The sequence below is a fragment of the Clostridioides sp. GD02377 genome, assembly GCF_045899875.1.
GTDB lineage: Bacteria > Bacillota > Clostridia > Peptostreptococcales > Peptostreptococcaceae > Clostridioides > Clostridioides difficile_A.
This window is the reverse complement of the sequence record NZ_JBJODA010000016.1, coordinates 53,020-74,711: the sequence shown is the minus strand read 5'-3', so window position 1 is coordinate 74,711 and position 21,692 is coordinate 53,020. Positions and strand designations below refer to the sequence as shown.

Sequence of the window (21,692 nt, the reverse complement as noted above, 5' to 3'; positions counted from 1 at the left end):
TCTAGAATTTATTTGCAATAGAATTATATATATTTCTCCGTTTTTTTTTCGACTTTTTTTTCTTTTATTTTATTTTAACCTTTTTTTTAGATTTAATTTTATTTTTCATTTAACTTTATTTCATTTCATTAATTTAAAAACTCTATTGTTGCATGAATATCACCTATTTTAGAAATATTAAGTCCAAATCCAAAATTATTAAAATTTTCATTTAACATATTATTCTTATATTTAGAAGATTTTTTCCAAAGAGTAACAATATCATTTGCGATGTTCTTTGCATCTTTACTTGTATATTCATTTTTAGATTCTATAGAAATAAATGCAATATTTTCTTCACTTCTCATTCCATTTGTAACTTCAGCGGCATTTTTTCCATCTATAATATGTGCATAGACACCTTTCTCATACATATATCTAGACCAAACACTTGCCATATCTTCTAAATAACCTAACTTCTCCAATTCTTGCTTTTCATTTTGCATTCTATATTCATTTATTAATTTATAAACTTCACTAGTAATCATATTTTTAAAATCTTGACTATTTGGATCATTAATATTTTCAACTATTACATTAACATATACATTTTTTGTGGCTATATTTTTTTTATCATCTTGAGCAGTTATATTAAGTGTATAAAGACCAGTCTTATTTGAATTTACTTCCCCCTTAATCTCTATAGGAAGAATTTTTCCATTCTTATCTTTAGCTGTAATATTCATCATGGATATATTGAACTTTTGCCCTTTAATAATTTCAATATCTGATGCAGTTATTGTGGGTGCTAAATCTTTTACATCAATTGCTTCTTTACACTGATTAATAATTTTTTCAGAAATTTTTCCCAAAGTGCTTATTTTATTTGCACCTTCCAATATACTTTTATCACTGCCATCACTTATGAGAACTATTGGATTCTCCTTAGATATTGCAGCACCTGAAACCGCATCTATTAACTTATATCCTTCTGTTATATAAAAAGCTTTTTCCTTCTTATAAAAATATTTTATTACCTTTTTATTAGTTTCAAACCTATCTTTTCCAGCTATTCTTATTGAATTAGTTTTTTTAGCTAATTCAATATTTATTATTTCTTCTGAACCAACTACATAGCATTGATAATTTTGAACATCAAAATCTAAATTTTTTCCATCTGTAAGTATAACAGGCACTCCATCTCTAGCAGCTACAGAAGAAACACTCATTGCATCAGCTTCACCTGTATATCCATTTACAAGAAATACCTTATCACCTTTATTTACTGGTTTAATAGTAGATATTTCTTTTGCTATAAGATAACTAGTCTTTATCCTATCTTCTCCACCAATTCTCTTAACCTCAATCCCTTTATTCTTAAGTTGAGTTTCTACAGATTTACTTATAGTATCTTCTGTTCCTATAACATAAGCATTCTTAACATCCTTTAATCTCTTTTCAACAGCTGTTGGTATCTTATCTTTTTGTACCAACATTATAGGCGCTTTAACCACTCCTGATAATCCACTTGCACTTAATCCATCCACTATAGAATTATCAGTGTTTACTAATATAACTGTATCATATATTTGTTTGTCAGCTATTAATGCAGAAGTCTCATATCTATCCTTCCCTTGTATCTTTTCTATGCCTGAAAATGCATTAATATTTGATGCACCTGCCATCATTAATGTTACTGCCAATCCTATCGATAATATTCTCTTATTTACCTTCATCAAACCCCTCCTACTAATTTTTTATATAATTCAACTCATTATAAATTACATCCTCAGTAGTCATTCCCTCTAAACTTATAAATTTTTAAAATTAAAAACACCTAAAATACCATAATCTATAAAATCAATAACAAAACAGATTACAAAAAGTACTTTAGATGTGATTTTCATTTTATAATATCAGTAAATTAATAAAAAAACAAGATTTTTGGTATTTTTTACAAGCTACCTTCATTGCCATTTAAAAATTCTTGAGTAGCATGTACTTGACCATCAGACAATACATAAATTCCAAACCCAGTACTGTAAAACTCATTACTAAGCATATTTGCATTGTACTCAGGAGACTTCTTCCACGCTTCAAATATAGTCTTTGCCAAATCTTTTGCATCTTGAGTTGTCTGAACATCCTTAGAGTTGATATAAATATATGCTATATTCTCTTCACTTCTCATTCCAAATTCAGAAAATACTTGTGGCGCATTTTTACCATCTATATAATGTGCAAAAACTTTTTTATCCATCATATACTTAGACCATGCATTTGCCATACCTTCTAGCTTACTAGATACTACTAAAGGCTCCTTACCTTTTTCTTTCCTATAAGAATTGATTAAGTTATACATTTCAGTAGATACCATTTTTTTGAATTCTTGGCTATTGTAATCATGAGATTTATCATCCAAAACTTCTATTTGAACTCTTTTTTCTGTACTTTTTCCCCACTCATCTGTAGCTTTTAATGTCAATATGTATGTACCTACTCTATTTGTATCTATAAACCCATCAATTTTTATTGGCAATACCTTCCCAGTATTATCTTTAGCAACTATATTCAACTTACTACTGTCAAACTTTTCACCTTTATATATTTTTGTTGTCCCTATTGTAATTGTTGGAGATTGTCCATTTGACTTTGAGGCACTCATACATTGTTCTATCACCTTGTCACTCAACTCTCCTACAGAAGTTATATGATTTGCTCCTTCTAACACAGATTTATTACTACCATCATTTACTAATACTACTGGACATTCTTTAGTCAGGGGTGCAGCTGCTATAGCATCTACTAACTGATATCCATCCGATATATAGAATCCATCTACATTTTTATAAAAGTAGTCTATTACTTCTTTGTTAGTTTCAAATCTGTCAGTTCCTTCTATTCTAACTGAATTTGTGTTTTTTACTAAAGAACTGCTCATTATCTCCTCTGACCCTATACAATAAGACTGAACATTTTTTACATCAAAAGGCACACTCTTTCCATCTGTAAGTATAATTGGAGCTCCATCTCTAGTAGCTACTGATGATACACTCATTGCATCTGCTTCTCCACTATAGGCATTAGTTAATAATACTTTGTCCACTTTTTTTATAGTTGCTATTTCTTTAGCTATTAGATAACTTGTTTTTAGTCTATCTTCTCCACCAATTCTTTTTACTTCTATATGTTTAGAATCTAGTTCTTTTTCTACTGATTTACTTATAGTATCTTCTGTACCTATTATGTATGCTTTTTTGATATTTTTTAGACATCTATTTGTCTCTGTTGGTATCTTATTTTTTTGTGTAAATAATATTGGTGCTTTTGTGGCACCTGACAACCCACTTGCACTTAATCCATCTGCAAGCGATTTTTCTGTATTTACTAAAATTACTGTTTCATAAGTTTGTCTATCAGCTATCTTTGCTGCTGTTTCATATCTATCTTTGCCATATATTTTTTCTACTACTGATGATGCATTTACACTTTTGAAGTTTACCAAGATTAATGATACTGCTAGACCTAATGATAATATTTTTTTATTCATTTTCATATCCCCCTGATGATTTTTATGTTTTATATTTATATTCTGTTTACTTTTTTTAATTATTTTGTTATTTTTTGTATATTATAAAGTATATCTTATATAAATATATTCCGTCTATATATTAATATTTTATTTTATTAAAAATCCAAAAATCATCTCTAGTTATAATTTAAATATTTATAAAATATATTTCACTAATAAATATAATTTGCATCATTTTATAAGTTAAATTTAATTCCACTTAAATTATGATACATATCTCACTATAATATTATTAAGGTAATATAAATAAAAATAAGAACGTACTTAGATATATAATTTATAGCTAAATACATTCTTATTTTAAGTTTACTTATTTATATTTACTTTGATACTTATTTTGATTCAATTAAACTCTTAATCTTATCTACTACAGATGAAGCTATTCCTCCACCTATCTCAAATAACTTAGATGAATTTTTATTTTTCAATGAAATTTCTTGTGATTTATCTAACGTGTTTGTAGCAAGTAAAACTGGCGAATTATTTTTAGCTGCTAATGGTCCAACTGCTAAAGCATCTATAAGCTTATCTTGATTAGCAACTACAACTCCATCAAGTTTTGATTGAGAATAGAATTTATCTATTACCTTAGCATTTGTCTCTTGTCTATTTTGACCTGCAACTCTATTTTTTGATACATCTTTATTCGTTATTTTTCCAACTTGCTCAATAGCCTTGTTAGATATCTTTTCTACTCCACCAACAAAGTATACATTCGATACTTTATTAGATTTGATAAATTGTTCAGCTTCATTGTCTACACCATCTTTTTGTGTGAGTACTATTGGAGTTTTTTCCTTTCCAGCTAATGATGCTATTGATAATGAATCAGCTTCTCCATTTCCTGCCCCTATATATAACTTGCTTACACTATTTGTCTTATCAATTTCTCTTGCTATATTAATAGAAGTCTGATATCTTGTATCTCCACCTATTCTTTGTACTGATATTTTTGAATTTATAGCCTTAATTGCTTCAACTACTGCATTTGGCATAGAATTATTTCCACCTATTACAACCACTTTTGATGGATTTAATCTTTTTATTTCTTCTACTGTTTTTTGAGGAAGCTTATCATTTGAAGATAAAAGAATAGGTGAATTTTTTACACTAGCAAGTGGTGTAGCAGTAAGCCCATCCACCATACTTCTGTCTTCTCCATTTACTATTACAACTGTATCTGATTTTGTCCAGCCACTTTGAGATATTTTAACAGCAGTTTCAAATCTATCTGCACCTTTTAATTTTTTTACTGTAACATTAGAAGTAGAGTCACTTGAACTTCCTCCACTAGAACTACCACCTCCAGATGAACCACCTGAATTATTATTTCCACCATTATTATTGTCATCCGAACCATCTGGTGGTAACTCATCTGGTTTAGCTAGCTCATTATCAACTACATACTCTAAACTTTTTGGAAGTGTAACTTCAATATACTTACTTATTGTAGCCTTTCTTCCTTTACTTGATTTTTGAGATAATCCAAGCTTTAATACTATATTTGAACCACTTTCCTCTGTTTCTTTACTAACAACAGAATAGTTTATTCTAATATTATTTAATAAGTATTCTAATGCTTCACTCTTTTCAACCTTATATTTTTCAGGGTCATTTTTGCTAGTACCACTTCCACCAATTGGTTTTACTTCATTTTCATTAACAAGAGTGAATACTAAGCCTTCACTAGAACTTATACTTTCAAAGTCTACAGACTTATTATTATATGTAACAACTTTTAAAGCTGGCTTAACATTTGTCCCATTTCCTAAGACTTTATACTCAGCATTTGAATTACCACCAGATTTCTTTACAGAAATCCCTCCTATGCTTAATGTATCTCCATCTAGTAAATCTTCACTTGATGTAACATATATATCTAGTGTAGTTGTATTATTTCCTTTATTATAATCTGCTCTACAAGTTGCATTAGCATTTCCATTTTTTATCTGCTTTGATATATTATCAGACCACTTAATCTTTTGACCTGGTTCATTATCTATTAATTCAACCTCACCTTGCACCTTTATACTAGCTTGAAACGAATACACTATATTCTCTACTGACTCCACAGAAATATCTATAGTATTCACCTTTTCATACGTCTTTGTTCCCTGCAACACTGGAGCAGCATATGCACATGTCGCACTTCCAGTTATAGCCACTGCCATACTCGACACTGCGATAGTTCTTATAAAAGATTTTCCTTTACTCATTAACACCCGTCCTTATCTATCATCAGCTAGATGAATAAAATCCTTTATCCATCTAGCTTCTTATATTTAATTTATAAATTACCCTAAATTTATAGTTACATTATATATGCTTTATATGCTTTATTTTTGACAAATTGCTTTTTTAAAACTTTTTCATCCACTACTCAAACAAAATGCCCAATATCACACTGATATCTTAGTCTTTTCAGACTTTCACATACTATTTATCTCTGACAATATTACTCTTTACTTTATTATTTACAGTAATTACCTTCTTATTACTTACATCGACAGTACTTCTTGTAGCCTTTCTAGCTTTACTATTACTATCAGTAAGACTTATTGTCTTTAACTCATCATAAGTTGTAGCTCCCACAGGTACATACATTGTATCACTTACAAATCTTTGACCTACTGGAGTATCTCCCTGAAGGTCATTGTATCTATAAAGTTCTGCCTTAACCTTATCACTTAAAGAGTTGAAGTCTTCTTTTGGCATATAATAAACCCATGTGCCTTTGCTTATCTCGCCTAATTGTCCATTTTTTGGCACCTCTGCAAATAAAAGAGCTTCTCCAGAGATAGTTTTATTATTTTTATCTACAAGTAATGGTAAGTTAAATGCTGGATTTCCACTATATTCTCCTGTAATTACTATTGAACCTGATGGAATTTTAGCTGTTTCATCTTCATTTGTATTAGGGTCATCGCTTTGATATATATAATCTTCTGCTAACTTTCCAATTCCATTAGTACGAGCTTGGTCTACACTATTCACTGTCCCAATCTCTATATTGTCGCCTGGAGGTCCTATTATATCTAACTCTGCAACTTCTATATTAGACTTATTGTTAGATATTAATTTTACATATCTAGCTTGATATGTCCAAAGCTTACCATCTTTATTAAATGTAACTCTAGCTTCATTGTCTTGGTCTTTTCCTCCACCAACTAAGTCTTGTCCATATTCAAAAGTTCCTTGACTCACATCTTCCCAAGTCTTTTTATCATTACTTACTTGTATCTTGTAAGTAGTCAATGGACTATATGTTGTGCTAGTATCCTTTCTAAGACTAAACAGTCCTTTTAGTGAAAACTTTCTAGCTTCTGTCTTTGGTTTTGTATACTTTAATCCAACTATAGGTAATGTCTCTTTCATATCTACTATTATATATGGATTTTCTTCTACATTTATATCTGGGTCTTTTTGTGGGTCTTTGTTCCATTCAGCTTTACTAATTCTCTTTCCTTTATAAGTAGTGCTTGCATCATTATCCTTTATATTATCAATTTCAGGATTTTGTAGTGGTCCATGTGAGTCATTTTCACTTCTAACATCGCCATCAGAAACAGTATTTGTTATAAATGACCATGCTGACTTATTAATTTTTCCTTCATCTGATAATTTTACAGTACCAACTTCAAACTCGTCTGTTGGATTTAAGTGATAGTCATATGCAACTACTTTATATGTAAACGCTCTGTTATTAAGAGGAGATATATTGTCAATAAATTGAGCTTTACTATTTCCTTTTGCATCCACAAAACCTACTGTTCTGTATTTTACTTGAGTTTCATTTTCACCATCTAAGTAGTTTCCATCACTTCTTATTATTTCATATCCCAATATTTTATCTTTATCTTTATCAACATCTAAATCTATAGATATCTTATTAGATTTAACTAAAGAGCCACTTTGCACTCCATCAGCAAAACTAGCACTTACCTTAGTATCTTCTGCCATGTTAGATATGTTTTCATTTAAAATCTTTCTTCTAGCCTCATCATTTACATACTGTATCTTTCTAGTCTCTTTTTCAAACTTCTTACCATCCATTATACTGTTTAGCTCTGGTGTAATCTCTACTCCCCATGCCTTAAAGTAATCTCTTAAATCTTTTTCAACGACACTTGATGCCATAGCAACTAGCATTTGGTCTTTTGGCAAGTTATTTATTGGGTCATCACTTGAAAGTGCTCTATATTTTCTAGAAATTTTAGCATAGAATGAATCATTACCTAAATCAGCATCTGAATTATTCTTTAACATTGAACCAGTAAAATCATCGTCATATGCTAAATGTAATTGCCATAACATTCCAAGTCTTTCAAATACGTTACTTGGTATTCCCAAACTATTTGAAGTAACATGTTCATATATCTTATCCATTGTAGAACCTTCAAGTCTTGAATGTGTCTCATCATCAAATGTCTGAGCAAGTAGTGCAAGTACATTGTTACTAGTCTCACTGTATGTCATCTTACCTATATCTGTAACATGCCCTATCTCATGACCTATTCCCCATCCAAATAAACTTCCTCCACTAGCTTTTCCATTAGCATCTATTTGGAAAGGTACTCCATTCATAAGCCCTGGAACTGAGCCGTATTCCACTCCTACATGTAGACCAGAAGCATACATAAATGCTCCAATAAACATTCTTTGATATTTTATGTTCATACGAGATTTTGGAGCCATATCATTTTTAGTTATATTAAACTCATTATCGTCTATAGTTCCATTACCATCTAAATCTTGTGTCTTAAATACGCCTCTTTCAGAGTATATTAAATCCATAATTTGTTCCCATGCAAGCATACTGTTATATAGTCTATCTACTTGTGTGTTTAAATCAGAATTTCCTTTTGATATTCCTTGATATACAGCTGTTGCTGGAACGTTTAATGTTACTTTGTCACTTTCAATGTCAGTAGTATTTAATACACCTGTTGTTTCTGAATATCCATATGAATTACCAATATTTGTTCCTGGATAGTATGGTTCTCCTTTTATCTCATTCTTATATTTAGCTAATTCTTCTATATAAGTTTTTATTTTTTCTTTAGATTTAGAAACCCCCTCAGGGCTATTGTCGTTTATCATTCCATTTAAGTTAAGATGTGGTATCTTAGTAGCTCCTGCTACACGCACTTTTATATCTCCACCACTCGGAGTATCATAAGGGTATCTTATATATAAGCTTCCTCCACGTTCTGCATCTAAGCTGTGAAGCTTACTCAACTGAATTACATTTTTACCAGTGTTAAGGTTTATTTCTCCACTCTTATATGCTCCAGACTCTCCATAGTATTGTGTATAGATTAACTTAGGAGTCTTACCACTTTTACTTCCAACATATATCGTGATTTCATCTCCAGCTCTAGCAGCTACTCCCAATGCCTGCCAGTCATTTCCCATACCTAAGTTATTCGACTTAACAGTATAGTTTCCACTCTTGTCTTTATATTTTCCTGATACATTTATATCTTGATTGACAGTAGTCACATCAGTAAGTTTTGCTCTATCATTATATAAGTCTTGAGCTAATTTTAATTCTCTTTCTATAACCGTTTTATATGGATGATATTCTCCACTTGCTGTATCTGGAGTATTAAGTCTATCTTTTAGTTCTGTAATTTTTTCTTGAGTTATACCTTCTTTTAATTCAACTTGTAAATCGTCTGTAAATAAGTCTCTTACCTCTTTTTCTATACTGTCATACTCATAGAATTTAAGCTCTGATATATTAGATTTATATGAATAAGACGAGCAAACACTAACTTGTATCTTAGTCGCATTTATTGGTTCTTTTAATCTAACCATCACGTATTTATTATTATTTACAGGGTCTGTCTTTGTTTCAAAAGGTGCATCGCCTAAATTATGTAATTGACCATTTTCATCCCAATACTGTATCTCAAAGTCATTTATAGTCTTATCAGAAATATCAAATCTAGGTGTAGCCATAAAAGTATCCATAGTATAAGCTTTATCGAAAGTTATGATTGGTCCTCTATTCGTTCCTTCAGCTGCATTATATTTTGGGAATGTCCAATGTGTTGTGAAGTCTCCATCTACTACATTAAATTTATCAAATGGATTTTTATCACTATATTCACTTGTATCATATCCAGCTGGATAAGTAACATCTATTATATGATTAGTTGGTATTCCAAATCCGGCATCAGATTTAGGAGTATTAATCAATCTGTAGTTAGGTGTTGTTGGTGCATCTACACTTTCAGTTGTGCCTAGATATATCTTAGACATTCCACTAGTACCTAAGTGATTGGTAGCTGTCATTCTAACTTCATACGTTGTATTATCTTTAAGCCCTTCTATTTTTGAACTTGTTCCTCGAATAAGTTTATCATTGTATTTTATCCAAGAGCCATTAGAACCTTTTTCTCTGTAATATAAGTCAAAATCTTTAGCTTGTTTATGATTTTTCCAACTTACATCAAGAGCTTTAAATCTACCTTTAATGCTTATGCCTTCTGGTGGCTCTGGTCTTGTATCTGGAACAACTTGAAATTCTATTATACTGTCTGAGCTAAATTGTATAGGCTTATAGTTTGAGTCCACATTTTCTGGTACTCCATCTAAATTGCTTGGTGAAGCTTCTTTATATCCACTAGACCAATCGCCATTTAGAGACTGTATGCTAACTCTATATAGACCATATGCATCTATATCTCTAACCTCTATAGAATTTTTGCTAGTTTGTAATTTTTTAGTTGATAATACTTTTCCTTTACTATCAATCGTATCTAATATAAGTTCATATGCAGACACATTAACTTCATTGTTCCAATAAAAAGATACCTTTTCATTTCCAACAGCAGTACTAGTTGTTATTTTATTAATTTTAGGTATATTCATATCTGGCTTTGGTATTTCTTTATAAACATTATTTAAAAATTCAACTTTAGATATTTCTGCAAGATTTCTATCATTGGCTGTTGTAGCTGTTATTTTTATAGTTATCTTTTTCACTGCTACTTGTTTTCCAAGATTTATCACTATATCGCTATTTTGAACATCTGCATATGTTTCTAAAGCTGACCTACTATATGTAGATGTTGTAGAGTTATCATCTTTACTAATATTATTATCTTCTTTTGGTGTATCTTTGTCTAAATCAGATTTATCTGTTGATGAACTTTCTTTATCATTACTTTCCTTATTATTGTTTTCTTGTTCATTTGTATTAGAATTTGATTCTTCTTTATCATTCTTTTCTTCTTGAGTATTATCTAAGTTATTATCAGGTTGCTCTGTATTTTCTTCTTTATTATTTACTTCTTCTTGTTGTTCCTCTTTTAAAGTTTTTACATACTCTTTGTTTTCATAAGGAATCTCTTGAACATTACCATCTTTATCTGTAACCTCAACTATTCCTTTTGCTGGAGCACTCCCTTCAGGAGCTTTAATATTTATAACTTCCATATCAAGAGCTTCTGATAAAGCTATATCCAGTACTGCTGGTTTTTCTTCTGATATCTTATCCTCTTTATTTGCTGGAGATATTGTAACTCCACTACTTTCTCCACTAAATAAATCTTCTACAGTACCTTGAATATCTGTATCAGTATTTTTTTCTAATATTACTTTGCTTGTATCTACTATAGGATTGGTAGGTACTATACTTTCTAGACTATTTGCATTTTCATTTTGTCCTAGATTTTTATGTACATAGTCTAGGTCAGCAATATCTACCTTTCCATCTCTATTTAAATCATATTCTTTTTTATTTGAATCTATATTTTCTAGAACTTCATTATAATCATTTTTATCTACTTTGCCGTCTCCATTTACATCACCCATTAAGAATAGTTCATAGTTTAAAGGTTTATTTTTATTATCTACACTTGCTCTATTACTTAATAAAACCCTTTGAGAATAATTTGATATATCAATATCTTTAACTTCTTTACTCTTAAATCCACTTCCAGAGACTTCTACCTTGTATTTTCCAACAGGTAAATTGCTGAACATAATATTATAATATGATATATTTTCATCTTTATCTTTTACTTCACTTCTATTGGCAGATAATTTTTTGATAGTATAGTCTATAGTATCTGTTCCTATATTTATACTTCCTAAATTTTTACCTCCAAGTTTTATTATCCCACTATTATTATTACCATCTTTTAATTGTAGCTGTATATCAGTTATACTTTCTGATTCATTATTTTTGATTGGAAGTGAAAAATTTAAATCCACTTCTAGATTCCCCTTTAGCTTTTCTGTAACTGATTTTTCAACTGCCCTTAGTTTTCCCTCTAATATAGGCTCTGCAAAAACATTCAATGGTGCACTACACATAGATACTGCTAGTACACAAGATATTGCCTTTTTCATGAAATAACAATCCTCCCTCAATAAATCTTTAATTTTCCATGAATTTAAATGCTATAGTTTCAGACAATAAAAAAAGACACTCAAAGAGAATCTTTATTATGAATAAAAAGAATTTGCTCTTTTTAGCAACTGGCTGATATGGCTTTATAAGCTTTAATCCCTATAGTTTTGCGTCATTAGATTTCCCTAATTTTGCCATTTAATTTTCAATGCTTTTATACCCATTTTATACTATATTTAAACTTTTTAATACAAATTTTTTATGTTAAAATCCAAAAAAAGAATATTTATATTATTATGTTAATATAAATATTCTTTCTCATTATAAATACATTACTTATACGTTATTTTCTAATTATTATCTTATTACATATTTCCAACACTTATATATTATTCTTATCAAAATATCTAAATCTTGGTAAATACTTATTCTTTATATCTTCCATAAAACTCATGTGTTGCATATATAGTCTTATCACCTGTCATAGTTAATCCAAATCCCATTATCTCATATCCCTTATGCAACATATTTGTACCTTCCTCAGGATTGGTCTTCCACTCATTAAAAATAAAGTTTCCTATATCATCTGCATCCCTATTTGTATATACAGGCTTATCTTGGATTTTATACTTAATTATATTTTCCCCTTGAACAGAAATGTATCCAGGCTTAATCTCACTCCAATCTAAGTATTTCAAAAAAGTAGAATACGAATTTTTACCATTTATAGTATGAGATAAAGTCTTTTTATTTGCCATTAAATTAGACCAGTCATTTGCTAAACCTTCTAATCTACTTGCCACAGATAACTCTCTTACTCCATTTTCTTTTCTGTATTGTTTTGTAAGAGCATATATTTTTCCCTTTATTCTATCCTTAAATACTTTATCATTTGGATTATAGTATAATCCTTGTTGATTTGGAGAGGCTTGATTTATACATTGCTTGATGACATTCTGATTTATTCCTCCTAGTACAGTTAATTTATCTGCACCACTTAAAATACTCTTATTGCTACCATTTTCAACTAAAACCACAGGTGCATTTTTTGCTATTGTAGAAGCTACCAATGCATCAGTTAGTTGCATACCTTTACTTAAATAAAATTCTTTACTGTCTTTATAAAATTCTTGTATAACTCTTTTATTTGTGTCAAATCTATCCGTTCCACCCAATCTAACAGAATTTGTACTCTTAACCAGTTCATCACTTATTATCTCGCTAGAACCAAGTGCATAACTCTTTAATCCTGTTGTATCAAATCCTACACTGCTTCCATCTGTAAGTATTATAGGTACTCCATCTCTTGCTGCTACTGGCGATGCACTTATTGCATCTGCTTCTCCTGTGATTCCATTAGCTATAATTACCTTATCGATTGGTTTAATTTCTTTGATTTTTTCAGCTATCTTTACACTTGTATCAAATCTATTTTCGCCAAATATTCTCTCTACAACCTTATTTTTAGATATCAATTGATTTTCTATACCTTTACTGATAGTTGATTCTGAACCTATTATATATACATTCTTTGCTTTATTTAATCTTTCCATTGTAGTATTTGGGATTTGATTTTGTTTTGTCATTAAAATAGGCGCGTTTAATGCTCCTGCTAAACCACTTGCGCTCAAGCCATCTGACAAGCTATTATCCGAATTGATTAGTATTGCTGTATTATAGTTTTGTTTGTCTGCTATTTTTGCTGCTGTCTCATATCTATCAATTCCTTTTATTTGTTCAACTGATGTGAGTGCATTTACTCTAGGAGTATTTACCATTACTAAAAATAGTGTAAGTCCTATAGCAAATATCTTTCTACTATTCTTCATATTTTTTTACCCCCAATATTAGTTTTTATAATTTTGTTATATTGATTTTACTTAGACTTAATAAAAAGTTACAATTTTGTTACCATATTTTATATATGATACCATAGTTATCCATCTAACTCAAACAATATAATTAAAGTTTTTATTATTCATAAATTCAAAACATTATAACTTATTTTCTTTAATTAAGTGATAGGCTCAAAAGTTTTATTAAGTTATACACTTAAAACAATATAATTTAATAAGTATTTATTTTCTATAAACTGTCTTCTATATAAAGTTTTTAAAATCGATATTTTAAGATACAGTGACTACAAGATATAATAATCAAAAAACAATAAAAAGATGGTATCCTAACTTATTTTAAGATACCATCTTTTCATTGTTTCTATTTTAATTGTTTATACTTATTTATTATCTATATTATATCTTACTTAGCTAAACATTATCTAAATAAACTTACAAATTTAAATTTTATATACTATTAGTTTCTAGTAAATAAGTTTATTTTTTCTGCTATTTTCTCAATAGCATTTTTAGCTATTCCTTCACCTATTTGTACTAACTTAGTAGTATTCTTAAGTCTTAATTCAACTACTTCTTCTTGTGACTTAGAAAGTTCTTCTGTAGTTAATATTATTGGTGCTTTTGCACTAGCTGCAAGTGGTGCTGCTGTAAGTGCATCAACTAATTGTCCATTTCCACCTACATAACCATCTTTTGCAACATATGCTTTAGTTGCTCCTGCATAGTACTTGTTGATTACTTTAGCATTAGTGTCTTTTCTGTTTTCTCCTGCTAATCTTTCAACTTTATTATTTAAATCTATTTCAACTAATTTGTTTTCAACATCTTTTGATACAGAGTTCTCTCCACCAACTATTTCTAATTCTTTTCCATTTAATAACTTCTCAGCTTTAGCATCCAATTCGTTACCTGTAACTATTATTGGAGCACCAAATTGAGCAGCTCTAGCAGATATACTCATAGCATCTGCTTCTCCATTTCCACCTACTACGAAAGCAGTTTTAAATGTATCTTTTAATTGTTTTGCTATTTCTAAAGAAGTCTCAAATCTATCTTCCCCAGAAACTCTTTCAACTTTACTTACACCTAACTTAGCAAGTTTTTCTTCAGTTTCTTTTGATATTTTAGATTCTCCACCTACTATATATATCTTCTTAGAAGATAAGTTGCTTCCAAGTACTCTTAATATCTCAGCTTCTATTTCTGATGGTAATGAATCTTTCTTTGATAATAGTATTGGTGCATTTTTTTGAGATGCAAGTGGTGCTGATGCCAATCCATCAACTATAGCATCTTCTCCAACTAAGATTATTGCTTCTGCTGCTCCATCATTAAATCTCTCTTTGCTAACCTCTACTGCTGTTGTAAATCTTGAATCTCCAGATAAAACTTCTACTTTTAATTCTTTTCCATCTTTAACATCAGTTAATACTTTGTGTAAATCTCTTACTAACTTATGATTTTTACTTGATATACTTATTGTTTCTGGCTTTTCATTTGTCTTGCTTAAAATCATATCAAAGCTTGATTTTTCTGGCTTATCTTTATCATCACTATCTTCTTGCTCTTGAGTAAGTATAGCTACATTTTCAAATGTTAAAGAATATCCATTTTTAACTTTATTAACTATTTCTCTTCCTGATGTAGTCAATCTAACTCCATCGAATAAATCTTCTGCTGATACATCTTGTAAATCTGCATTTTTAACTGTTATTGTATGTAATTCTTTTGATTCTATATCACTATATTTCTTTTCATAGCCTTCAAAAGTACTTTCTTCTGATATTATTTGTTTTGAGAAATCTAAGTGTTGGTCTCCCACATTTATAGTAATAACATTTTTTGAATCTTTTGCTCTTTTTACTTCAACTGAGCTTGTAGATTTTATTGTTGCTGTTAATTTGCTATCAGAATCTTCTGCTAAAGTTGCATTGAAAGCATTAACTGCATCTACTATTTCTTGGGCTGTTTTGTAGTTTTCAATTTTATAGTCAACTACTTTTCCACCTAGAGTTTGATGACCTTTGTCTTGTATTGTAACTTTTAAACTTTGTCCTTCTACTAATGCGTTTATTTTGTTTTGTAATTGAGTTGCATTAGTTAAAGTTACATTGTCTACTTTTATATCGTAAACTCTGTCATTTACATTTGCTCCTGCTTTTGTCTCTTCAAACTTAATTTCTAATGCTTTTCTAACTTCTTCAATTAATTTAGTAGAATCTTTCGCACTTACTGTGTAACTTTTATCAACATTTTCTGACACAGTGTTATCTGCGAATATTGGTGCTGCTGCACTCATAACTGTGGCTCCTGCCATTACTATTGCCATACTTCTCTTCTTGTTGCTCAACATATTTATGTCCTCCGAATATTGTTTTTTAATTTTTTTATATTCGTATTTCCCACATATAAATAATATTATATATAATATTATTTATCAATACATTTTATAAGTTTACATAATTTACTAGTATAAGTTTTAAAATAATTGTATAAAAATCCATATTTTAAGCACGTTATCATATCAATTTTTACTAACTAATCCTCTTTATTTAAATTAAATATACATCACTAATTTAAACTATTTTGCAAAGTTTAAGACTACTATTTATTATAAGAAGTATTGTAAAACAAAAGAGGATACCTCTCAATGATAATAGAATCATTTTGAAGTACCCTCTTGAAAATAACTAAGTCAATAATTTTCTATCTTTCACACTCTTGATTTGCAACTGTACAAGAAGTTTTACAAGCTGATTGACAAGAAGTTTGACACTCTCCACATCCACCTTTTGCAGCACTTTGCTTTAAAGTAGCTTGAGATAAAGTTTTTACATGTTTATTTTCCATTTTCAACGCCTCCATTTCTAATTGTTTCCTATTGATTATATCATAAAACTACTCTAATATAAACTCTATTTAAAGTTGACACCCAATACGCCTCCAATACCTCCCGCTGCTGATATTAACAATAACTTATAAATCATTCCTACTTCAAACACAAACTTTTCTTGTGCTAAAAACACAGTTAAAAAAATACATACTATGTACAAAAGTCCAACCAAAAGTCCATATATAAGACCTTTTTCTTTCATGTGTTTTGAAGTATAAAAACCACCTATAGCTGCAGAAATGGTAGTTATAAATGATGAAACCATGGTTATATTATCCCCACCAATATCTGTAAATGTCAAAAATAAGTTATACACTAATAAAACAGCCAAAGTTATTATATACGCATACCCTAGACCTTTAAAAATATAATTAGATTTTCCCATAAAAAAAACCTCCTCTCAAATTAATATATATTCGAGAAAAGGCTTTTAAATTACTAATTTACTCTTCTTCTATTTCTTCTTTTTTAGATTTAACTGTACCTATAGCCCATTTTTCAAATGGAACTTTAGTTCTATTTGGTCCTAACTCTAGTATTACAACATCATCTTCAACTTTAGCTACATTAGCTACTATTCCACCTATTGTAACGACCTTGTCTCCTACACTTAGGCTACCTCTCATTTCTTTTAATTGTTTGTCTTTTTTCTTTTGAGGTCTAATCATTAGGAAATAAAAGATTGCTATTACTACTACCCATAGACCTATACTCATCATTATTTGTTGCTGTGGCATTAATTTTTCACTCCTTCATAAATTATACTCTTTTGTAAAACACTGTAAATATCTATATAAGTATTTACTTTTTTAGTTTTGAGTACTATTGAATATTATATATTAAAATGATTATAATTAATAGTCCAAACTCTATATTTCATAGCCATATTTTGCAAAAAATTCATTTCTAAAATCCAGTAATCTATCTTCCATTATCGCTTGTCTTATTTGCTTCATTAAATTTAGTAAAAAATGAAGATTATGAGTAGTTATTAATCTAGCTCCTAATATTTCATTTGCTTTTATAAGATGTCTTATATAAGCTCTTGAATAGTTTTTACAAGCATAACAATCACACTCTGGGTCAAGTGGTGTAAAGTCTTCAGCATAAGTTGCATTTCTTACTACTACTTTACCTTGACTAGTCATTGCAGTCCCATTTCTAGCTATACGAGTAGGTAAAACACAATCAAACATGTCTACTCCTCTTATAACACCTTCCACTAAATCATCTGGGCTACCAACTCCCATTAGATATCTTGGTTTATCTTTTGGCATAAATGGAGTTGTATGTTCTAGTACATCATACATAAGTGGCTTTGGCTCTCCAACACTAAGTCCACCAATAGCATATCCTGGTAAATCAATGCTAGTTATCTCTTTTGCTGATTGCTCTCTTAAATCTTTATACATTCCACCTTGTATTATACCAAATAAAGCTTGCTTATCTGTATTATTATGGGCATCTTTACATCTTTTTAACCATCTTGTTGTTCTTTCTAACGAATTTTTTACATATTCTCTATCTGCTGGGTATGGTGCGCACTCATCAAATGCCATCATTATATCTGACCCCAACGCATTTTGTATTTCCATAGCCTTTTCTGGAGTTAGAAAATGTTTTGAACCATCTAAATGTGACCTAAATTCTACCCCTTCTTCTTTTATCTTTCTTAGAGGCCCTAAACTAAATACTTGGAACCCACCACTATCTGTAAGTATTGGCTTATCCCAGTTCATAAACTTATGAAGTCCACCTGCTCTTTTTATAAGCTCATGACCTGGTCTCATATATAAATGGTATGTGTTACTAAGTATTATTTGTGAGCCAATCTCTTTTAGTTCTTCTGGTGTCATAGATTTGACAGTTGCTTGAGTCCCAACTGGCATAAATATTGGTGTTTCTATTATTCCATGTGGAGTGTGTAATCTTCCTAACCTTGCACCACTCTGTTTGCAAGTTTTTATCAATTCGTATCTTACTGCGTACATAAAGTTCTCCTTAGTAATATTTATTTCTCATTATTTTTTAATATATTCTTGTAATAATCTATTTATCTAGTACATTTTCTAAATAGATTTATCTTTATCCTCTTTTTCTTGTTGTTCTTTAATTGCTTCTTCGTCATGTATACTCGTTATATTAAGAGCACTCTTGTCTTTTGTTACTAAAAACTTTTTTATAGCAAAAAGTCCTGCAATAGCTATAACACCTATTAAAACATCTATCATTCCTTCATTTTTAGGAAGTAACAACATTTTTCTAGCTATAGCATAAAGTAGTGCCTCAATAAATGCTCCTGGTATATGAAGTGATAGCATTACTACAAGTTCAACACCTATCACTAAAAGTAATATTTGTGCTAAGAAGTCATTAAGCTGACTGTATTGTACCGGATTTTGAAAGTCAACTATATATGCTCCCCACATAAGTCTTAATACATCTACAGTCCCTAGAAATACAGCTATTAAAACTACCACTGCTAACACACGTTCAAATATAAAAGCAATCTTTAATATAGGGTTATTCTTTTTTTGTTTTTGTAAACTATGCATCAATTACCTCCCTACTTTATAATCATAGCATCTCCAAAACTGAAGAATCTATATCTTTCTTTTACTGCCTCATTATATGCATTTAAAACATTATCTTTTCCACAAATAGCACTTACTAGCATTATCAATGTAGACTCTGGCAAATGAAAATTAGTAATAAGCTTATCTAGAACTTTAAACTTATAACCTGGATATATAAATATCTCTGTCCATCCACTAGTTTCTTCCATCTTTCCATCTTCATTACAGGCTGACTCTATAGTTCTACAACTAGTAGTTCCAACACAGATTACATTATTTCCATTTTCTTTTGCTCTATTTATTTTGTCAGCTGCTTCCTGACTAACCATATAATATTCTGAATGCATCTTATGATTTAAAACATCATCTACTTTTACTGGTCTAAAAGTACCTAAACCAACATGTAAAGTTACAAAGGCTATATCCACACCTTTTTCTTTTATTTTGCTTAATAGTTCTTCTGTAAAGTGTAATCCTGCTGTAGGTGCTGCTGCTGAACCATTATGTTTTGAATAAACAGTTTGATATCTCTCTTTTTCATCCAATCTAGCAGTTATATATGGAGGTAGTGGCATGTTTCCAAGTTCATCCAAGATTTCTTCAAAAATCCCATCATAATGGAACTTTATAATTCTTGAGCCTTCATCTGATAAATCCACAACTTCTCCAATTAACTTTCCATTTCCAAAAGAAAACTTAGTACCTACTTTTGCTCTTTTCCCTGGTTTTACTAGAGCTTGCCAAGTATCTTCCTCAGTCCTTTTTAATAATAGAAACTCAATTTTTCCTCCAGTTTCAAGCTTCTCACCTATCAATCTAGCTGGTATAACTCTAGTATTATTTAGAACTAAACAATCCCCTGGATTTAAATATTCTATTACATCTCTAAAGACTTTATGCTCAATATCTCCTGTCTCTTTATCCAGTACCATCAATCTTGAACTAGCTCTATCTTCTATAGGAACTTGAGCTATAAGTTCCTGTGGTAAGTCAAATTTAAAATCACTTGTTTTCAATGTTAAACTTCCTCTCTTAAAATTTCTCTAGCTACAATAATATCAAAAAAACAACTTATTTTCCACAATATTACCATAATCTATCAAGAAATTACTCTTTTTAGCATACATTATATCCACAATATATAGATATTTTTCCACGATATACACGTCTTATCCACAATATATAGATGCAGTACACACAATTTTCAGTGTATTTATCCACAGTATCTACAGGTGTAATTACCATTTTGTGGATATGTTTGAATTTTTACCCATTTTAGAAATATTTAAATTTAATGACTATTCTATTTTATAAGTATTTATATAATCTATTTTTATTTTTCATTAGGATATGGAATTTTTAGGTGTTCATATGCTAATGGCATAGCTACTCTCCCTCTAGGCCCTCTATTTATAAAGCCCAGCTGAAGCAAATATGGCTCATATACATCTTCTATAGTATTTCTATCTTCACCAATAGAAGCTGCTAATGTATCAAGACCAACTGGTCCCCCTCTAAATTTTTCTATTATAGTCATAAGAAGCTTCTCATCTACAAAATCAAGCCCTAAATTATCAACACCTAAAAGTTCTAGTGCATCTTTTGCTACCTCATCAGTTATTTTTCCATCAGCTCTAACTTGTGCAAAATCCCTAACTCTTTTTAATAATCTATTTGCTATTCTTGGAGTCCCTCTTGAACGTTTTGCAAGCTCTAAAGCACCATTAGATTGTATTTCTGCATCTAAGATATGTGATGACCTAAGGACTATTTTTGAAAGCTCATCAACTGTATAGTAATCCAATTTACAAATAACACCAAATCTATCTCTAAGTGGATTTGTAAGCATACCAGCTCTTGTTGTAGCCCCAATAAGCGTGAATTTAGGAAGGTCAAGCCTTATACTCCTTGCAGATGGCCCTTTTCCTATTATTATATCTAAACAAAAGTCTTCCATCGCTGGATACAAAACTTCTTCAACACTTCTGTTGATTCTGTGTATCTCATCTATAAATAAGACATCATTTTCATTTAAGTTTGTAAGTATGGCTGCCAAATCTCCAGCTCTTTCTATTGCAGGACCTGATGTAATCCTTAAATTTACACCCATCTCATTAGCTATTATGCTAGCTAGAGTAGTCTTTCCAAGACCTGGTGGTCCATATAAAAGCACATGGTCTAACTGCTCATTTCTTGATTTAGCTGCCTCTATAAATATGCTAAGTTGCTCTTTGGATTTTTCTTGACCTAAATAATCTTCTAGAGTCTTTGGTCTTAGACTATTTTCTATATCTATATCTTCTGTCTTCATTGTAGAAGTTATTATTCTATTTTCATCTTCAAAACCTTGCATTTATACCCCTCCTCTCGTACTTTTGGAAATCTACTTCGATATTTTGAAATCTACATGCATACTTTAAATATTATTTTA

The 21,692-nt window shown here is 30.1% G+C and carries 13 protein-coding genes and 1 riboswitch; all 13 genes read right to left on the bottom strand.

The window, feature by feature from the left end:
• Window positions 1-128 precede the first annotated feature (128 nt).
• Window positions 129-1,715 carry a cell wall-binding repeat-containing protein gene (locus Q3304_RS14595; protein ID WP_407814437.1) on the bottom strand — a complete coding sequence of 529 codons (1,587 nt, stop codon included), beginning with the start codon at window positions 1,713-1,715 and terminating at the stop codon, window positions 129-131.
• Window positions 1,716-1,933: 218 nt separating this feature from the next.
• Complete coding sequence (locus tag Q3304_RS14590; protein WP_407814469.1) at window positions 1,934-3,535, bottom strand: cell wall-binding repeat-containing protein; 1,602 nt, start codon at window positions 3,533-3,535, stop codon at window positions 1,934-1,936.
• Between the two features lie 368 nt (window positions 3,536-3,903).
• Complete coding sequence (locus Q3304_RS14585) at window positions 3,904-5,787, bottom strand: cell wall-binding repeat-containing protein (RefSeq protein WP_407814243.1); 1,884 nt, start codon at window positions 5,785-5,787, stop codon at window positions 3,904-3,906.
• A 220-nt stretch (window positions 5,788-6,007) separates the two neighbouring features.
• Window positions 6,008-11,935, bottom strand: a complete 5,928-nt coding sequence (locus Q3304_RS14580; RefSeq protein WP_407814244.1) for a M60 family metallopeptidase — start codon at window positions 11,933-11,935, stop codon at window positions 6,008-6,010.
• A gap of 121 nt (window positions 11,936-12,056) precedes the next feature.
• A riboswitch (cyclic di-GMP riboswitch) is annotated at window positions 12,057-12,142 on the bottom strand.
• Between the two features lie 219 nt (window positions 12,143-12,361).
• The gene (locus Q3304_RS14575; RefSeq protein WP_167639976.1) at window positions 12,362-13,765 is read right to left on the bottom strand and encodes a cell wall-binding repeat-containing protein; all 1,404 of its coding nucleotides are present in this window, start codon (window positions 13,763-13,765) and stop codon (window positions 12,362-12,364) included.
• A gap of 484 nt (window positions 13,766-14,249) precedes the next feature.
• Window positions 14,250-16,145: a cell wall-binding repeat-containing protein gene (locus Q3304_RS14570; RefSeq protein WP_407814245.1), complete on the bottom strand. Its 1,896-nt coding sequence runs from the start codon at window positions 16,143-16,145 to the stop codon at window positions 14,250-14,252.
• A gap of 353 nt (window positions 16,146-16,498) precedes the next feature.
• On the bottom strand, window positions 16,499-16,642 hold the full coding sequence (gene scfA / locus Q3304_RS14565) for a six-cysteine ranthipeptide SCIFF (protein ID WP_009891067.1): 144 nt from the start codon (window positions 16,640-16,642) through the stop codon (window positions 16,499-16,501).
• Window positions 16,643-16,707: 65 nt separating this feature from the next.
• Window positions 16,708-17,070 carry a TIGR04086 family membrane protein gene (locus tag Q3304_RS14560; RefSeq protein ID WP_054271374.1) on the bottom strand — a complete coding sequence of 121 codons (363 nt, stop codon included), beginning with the start codon at window positions 17,068-17,070 and terminating at the stop codon, window positions 16,708-16,710.
• A gap of 58 nt (window positions 17,071-17,128) precedes the next feature.
• Window positions 17,129-17,422 (bottom strand): preprotein translocase subunit YajC, encoded by a 294-nt coding sequence (gene yajC / locus Q3304_RS14555; protein WP_219672888.1) that lies wholly within the window; start codon window positions 17,420-17,422, stop codon window positions 17,129-17,131.
• A 132-nt stretch (window positions 17,423-17,554) separates the two neighbouring features.
• Window positions 17,555-18,676 carry a tRNA guanosine(34) transglycosylase Tgt gene (tgt, locus tag Q3304_RS14550; protein WP_054271376.1) on the bottom strand — a complete coding sequence of 374 codons (1,122 nt, stop codon included), beginning with the start codon at window positions 18,674-18,676 and terminating at the stop codon, window positions 17,555-17,557.
• 78 nt (window positions 18,677-18,754) lie between these two features.
• Window positions 18,755-19,240 carry a phosphate-starvation-inducible PsiE family protein gene (locus Q3304_RS14545; RefSeq protein WP_407811441.1) on the bottom strand — a complete coding sequence of 162 codons (486 nt, stop codon included), beginning with the start codon at window positions 19,238-19,240 and terminating at the stop codon, window positions 18,755-18,757.
• An 11-nt stretch (window positions 19,241-19,251) separates the two neighbouring features.
• Complete coding sequence (gene queA / locus Q3304_RS14540) at window positions 19,252-20,277, bottom strand: tRNA preQ1(34) S-adenosylmethionine ribosyltransferase-isomerase QueA (RefSeq protein ID WP_219672886.1); 1,026 nt, start codon at window positions 20,275-20,277, stop codon at window positions 19,252-19,254.
• A gap of 317 nt (window positions 20,278-20,594) precedes the next feature.
• Window positions 20,595-21,614, bottom strand: coding sequence for a Holliday junction branch migration DNA helicase RuvB (gene ruvB, locus Q3304_RS14535; RefSeq protein ID WP_054277388.1), 1,020 nt, complete (start codon window positions 21,612-21,614; stop codon window positions 20,595-20,597).
• Window positions 21,615-21,692: the final 78 nt, after the last annotated feature.

Coding starts and splice junctions, on each gene's coding strand:
- Q3304_RS14585 (WP_407814243.1), bottom strand. CDS start 5,787: ATGAGTAAAGGAAAATCTTTTATAAGAACTATCGCAGTGTCGAGTATG.
- Q3304_RS14570 (WP_407814245.1), bottom strand. CDS start 16,145: ATGTTGAGCAACAAGAAGAGAAGTATGGCAATAGTAATGGCAGGAGCC.
- Q3304_RS14575 (WP_167639976.1), bottom strand. CDS start 13,765: ATGAAGAATAGTAGAAAGATATTTGCTATAGGACTTACACTATTTTTA.
- Q3304_RS14560 (WP_054271374.1), bottom strand. CDS start 17,070: ATGGGAAAATCTAATTATATTTTTAAAGGTCTAGGGTATGCGTATATA.
- tgt (WP_054271376.1), bottom strand. CDS start 18,676: ATGTACGCAGTAAGATACGAATTGATAAAAACTTGCAAACAGAGTGGT.
- scfA (WP_009891067.1), bottom strand. CDS start 16,642: ATGGAAAATAAACATGTAAAAACTTTATCTCAAGCTACTTTAAAGCAA.
- Q3304_RS14590 (WP_407814469.1), bottom strand. CDS start 3,535: ATGAAAATGAATAAAAAAATATTATCATTAGGTCTAGCAGTATCATTA.
- yajC (WP_219672888.1), bottom strand. CDS start 17,422: ATGCCACAGCAACAAATAATGATGAGTATAGGTCTATGGGTAGTAGTA.
- Q3304_RS14595 (WP_407814437.1), bottom strand. CDS start 1,715: ATGAAGGTAAATAAGAGAATATTATCGATAGGATTGGCAGTAACATTA.
- ruvB (WP_054277388.1), bottom strand. CDS start 21,614: ATGCAAGGTTTTGAAGATGAAAATAGAATAATAACTTCTACAATGAAG.
- Q3304_RS14545 (WP_407811441.1), bottom strand. CDS start 19,240: ATGCATAGTTTACAAAAACAAAAAAAGAATAACCCTATATTAAAGATT.
- Q3304_RS14580 (WP_407814244.1), bottom strand. CDS start 11,935: ATGAAAAAGGCAATATCTTGTGTACTAGCAGTATCTATGTGTAGTGCA.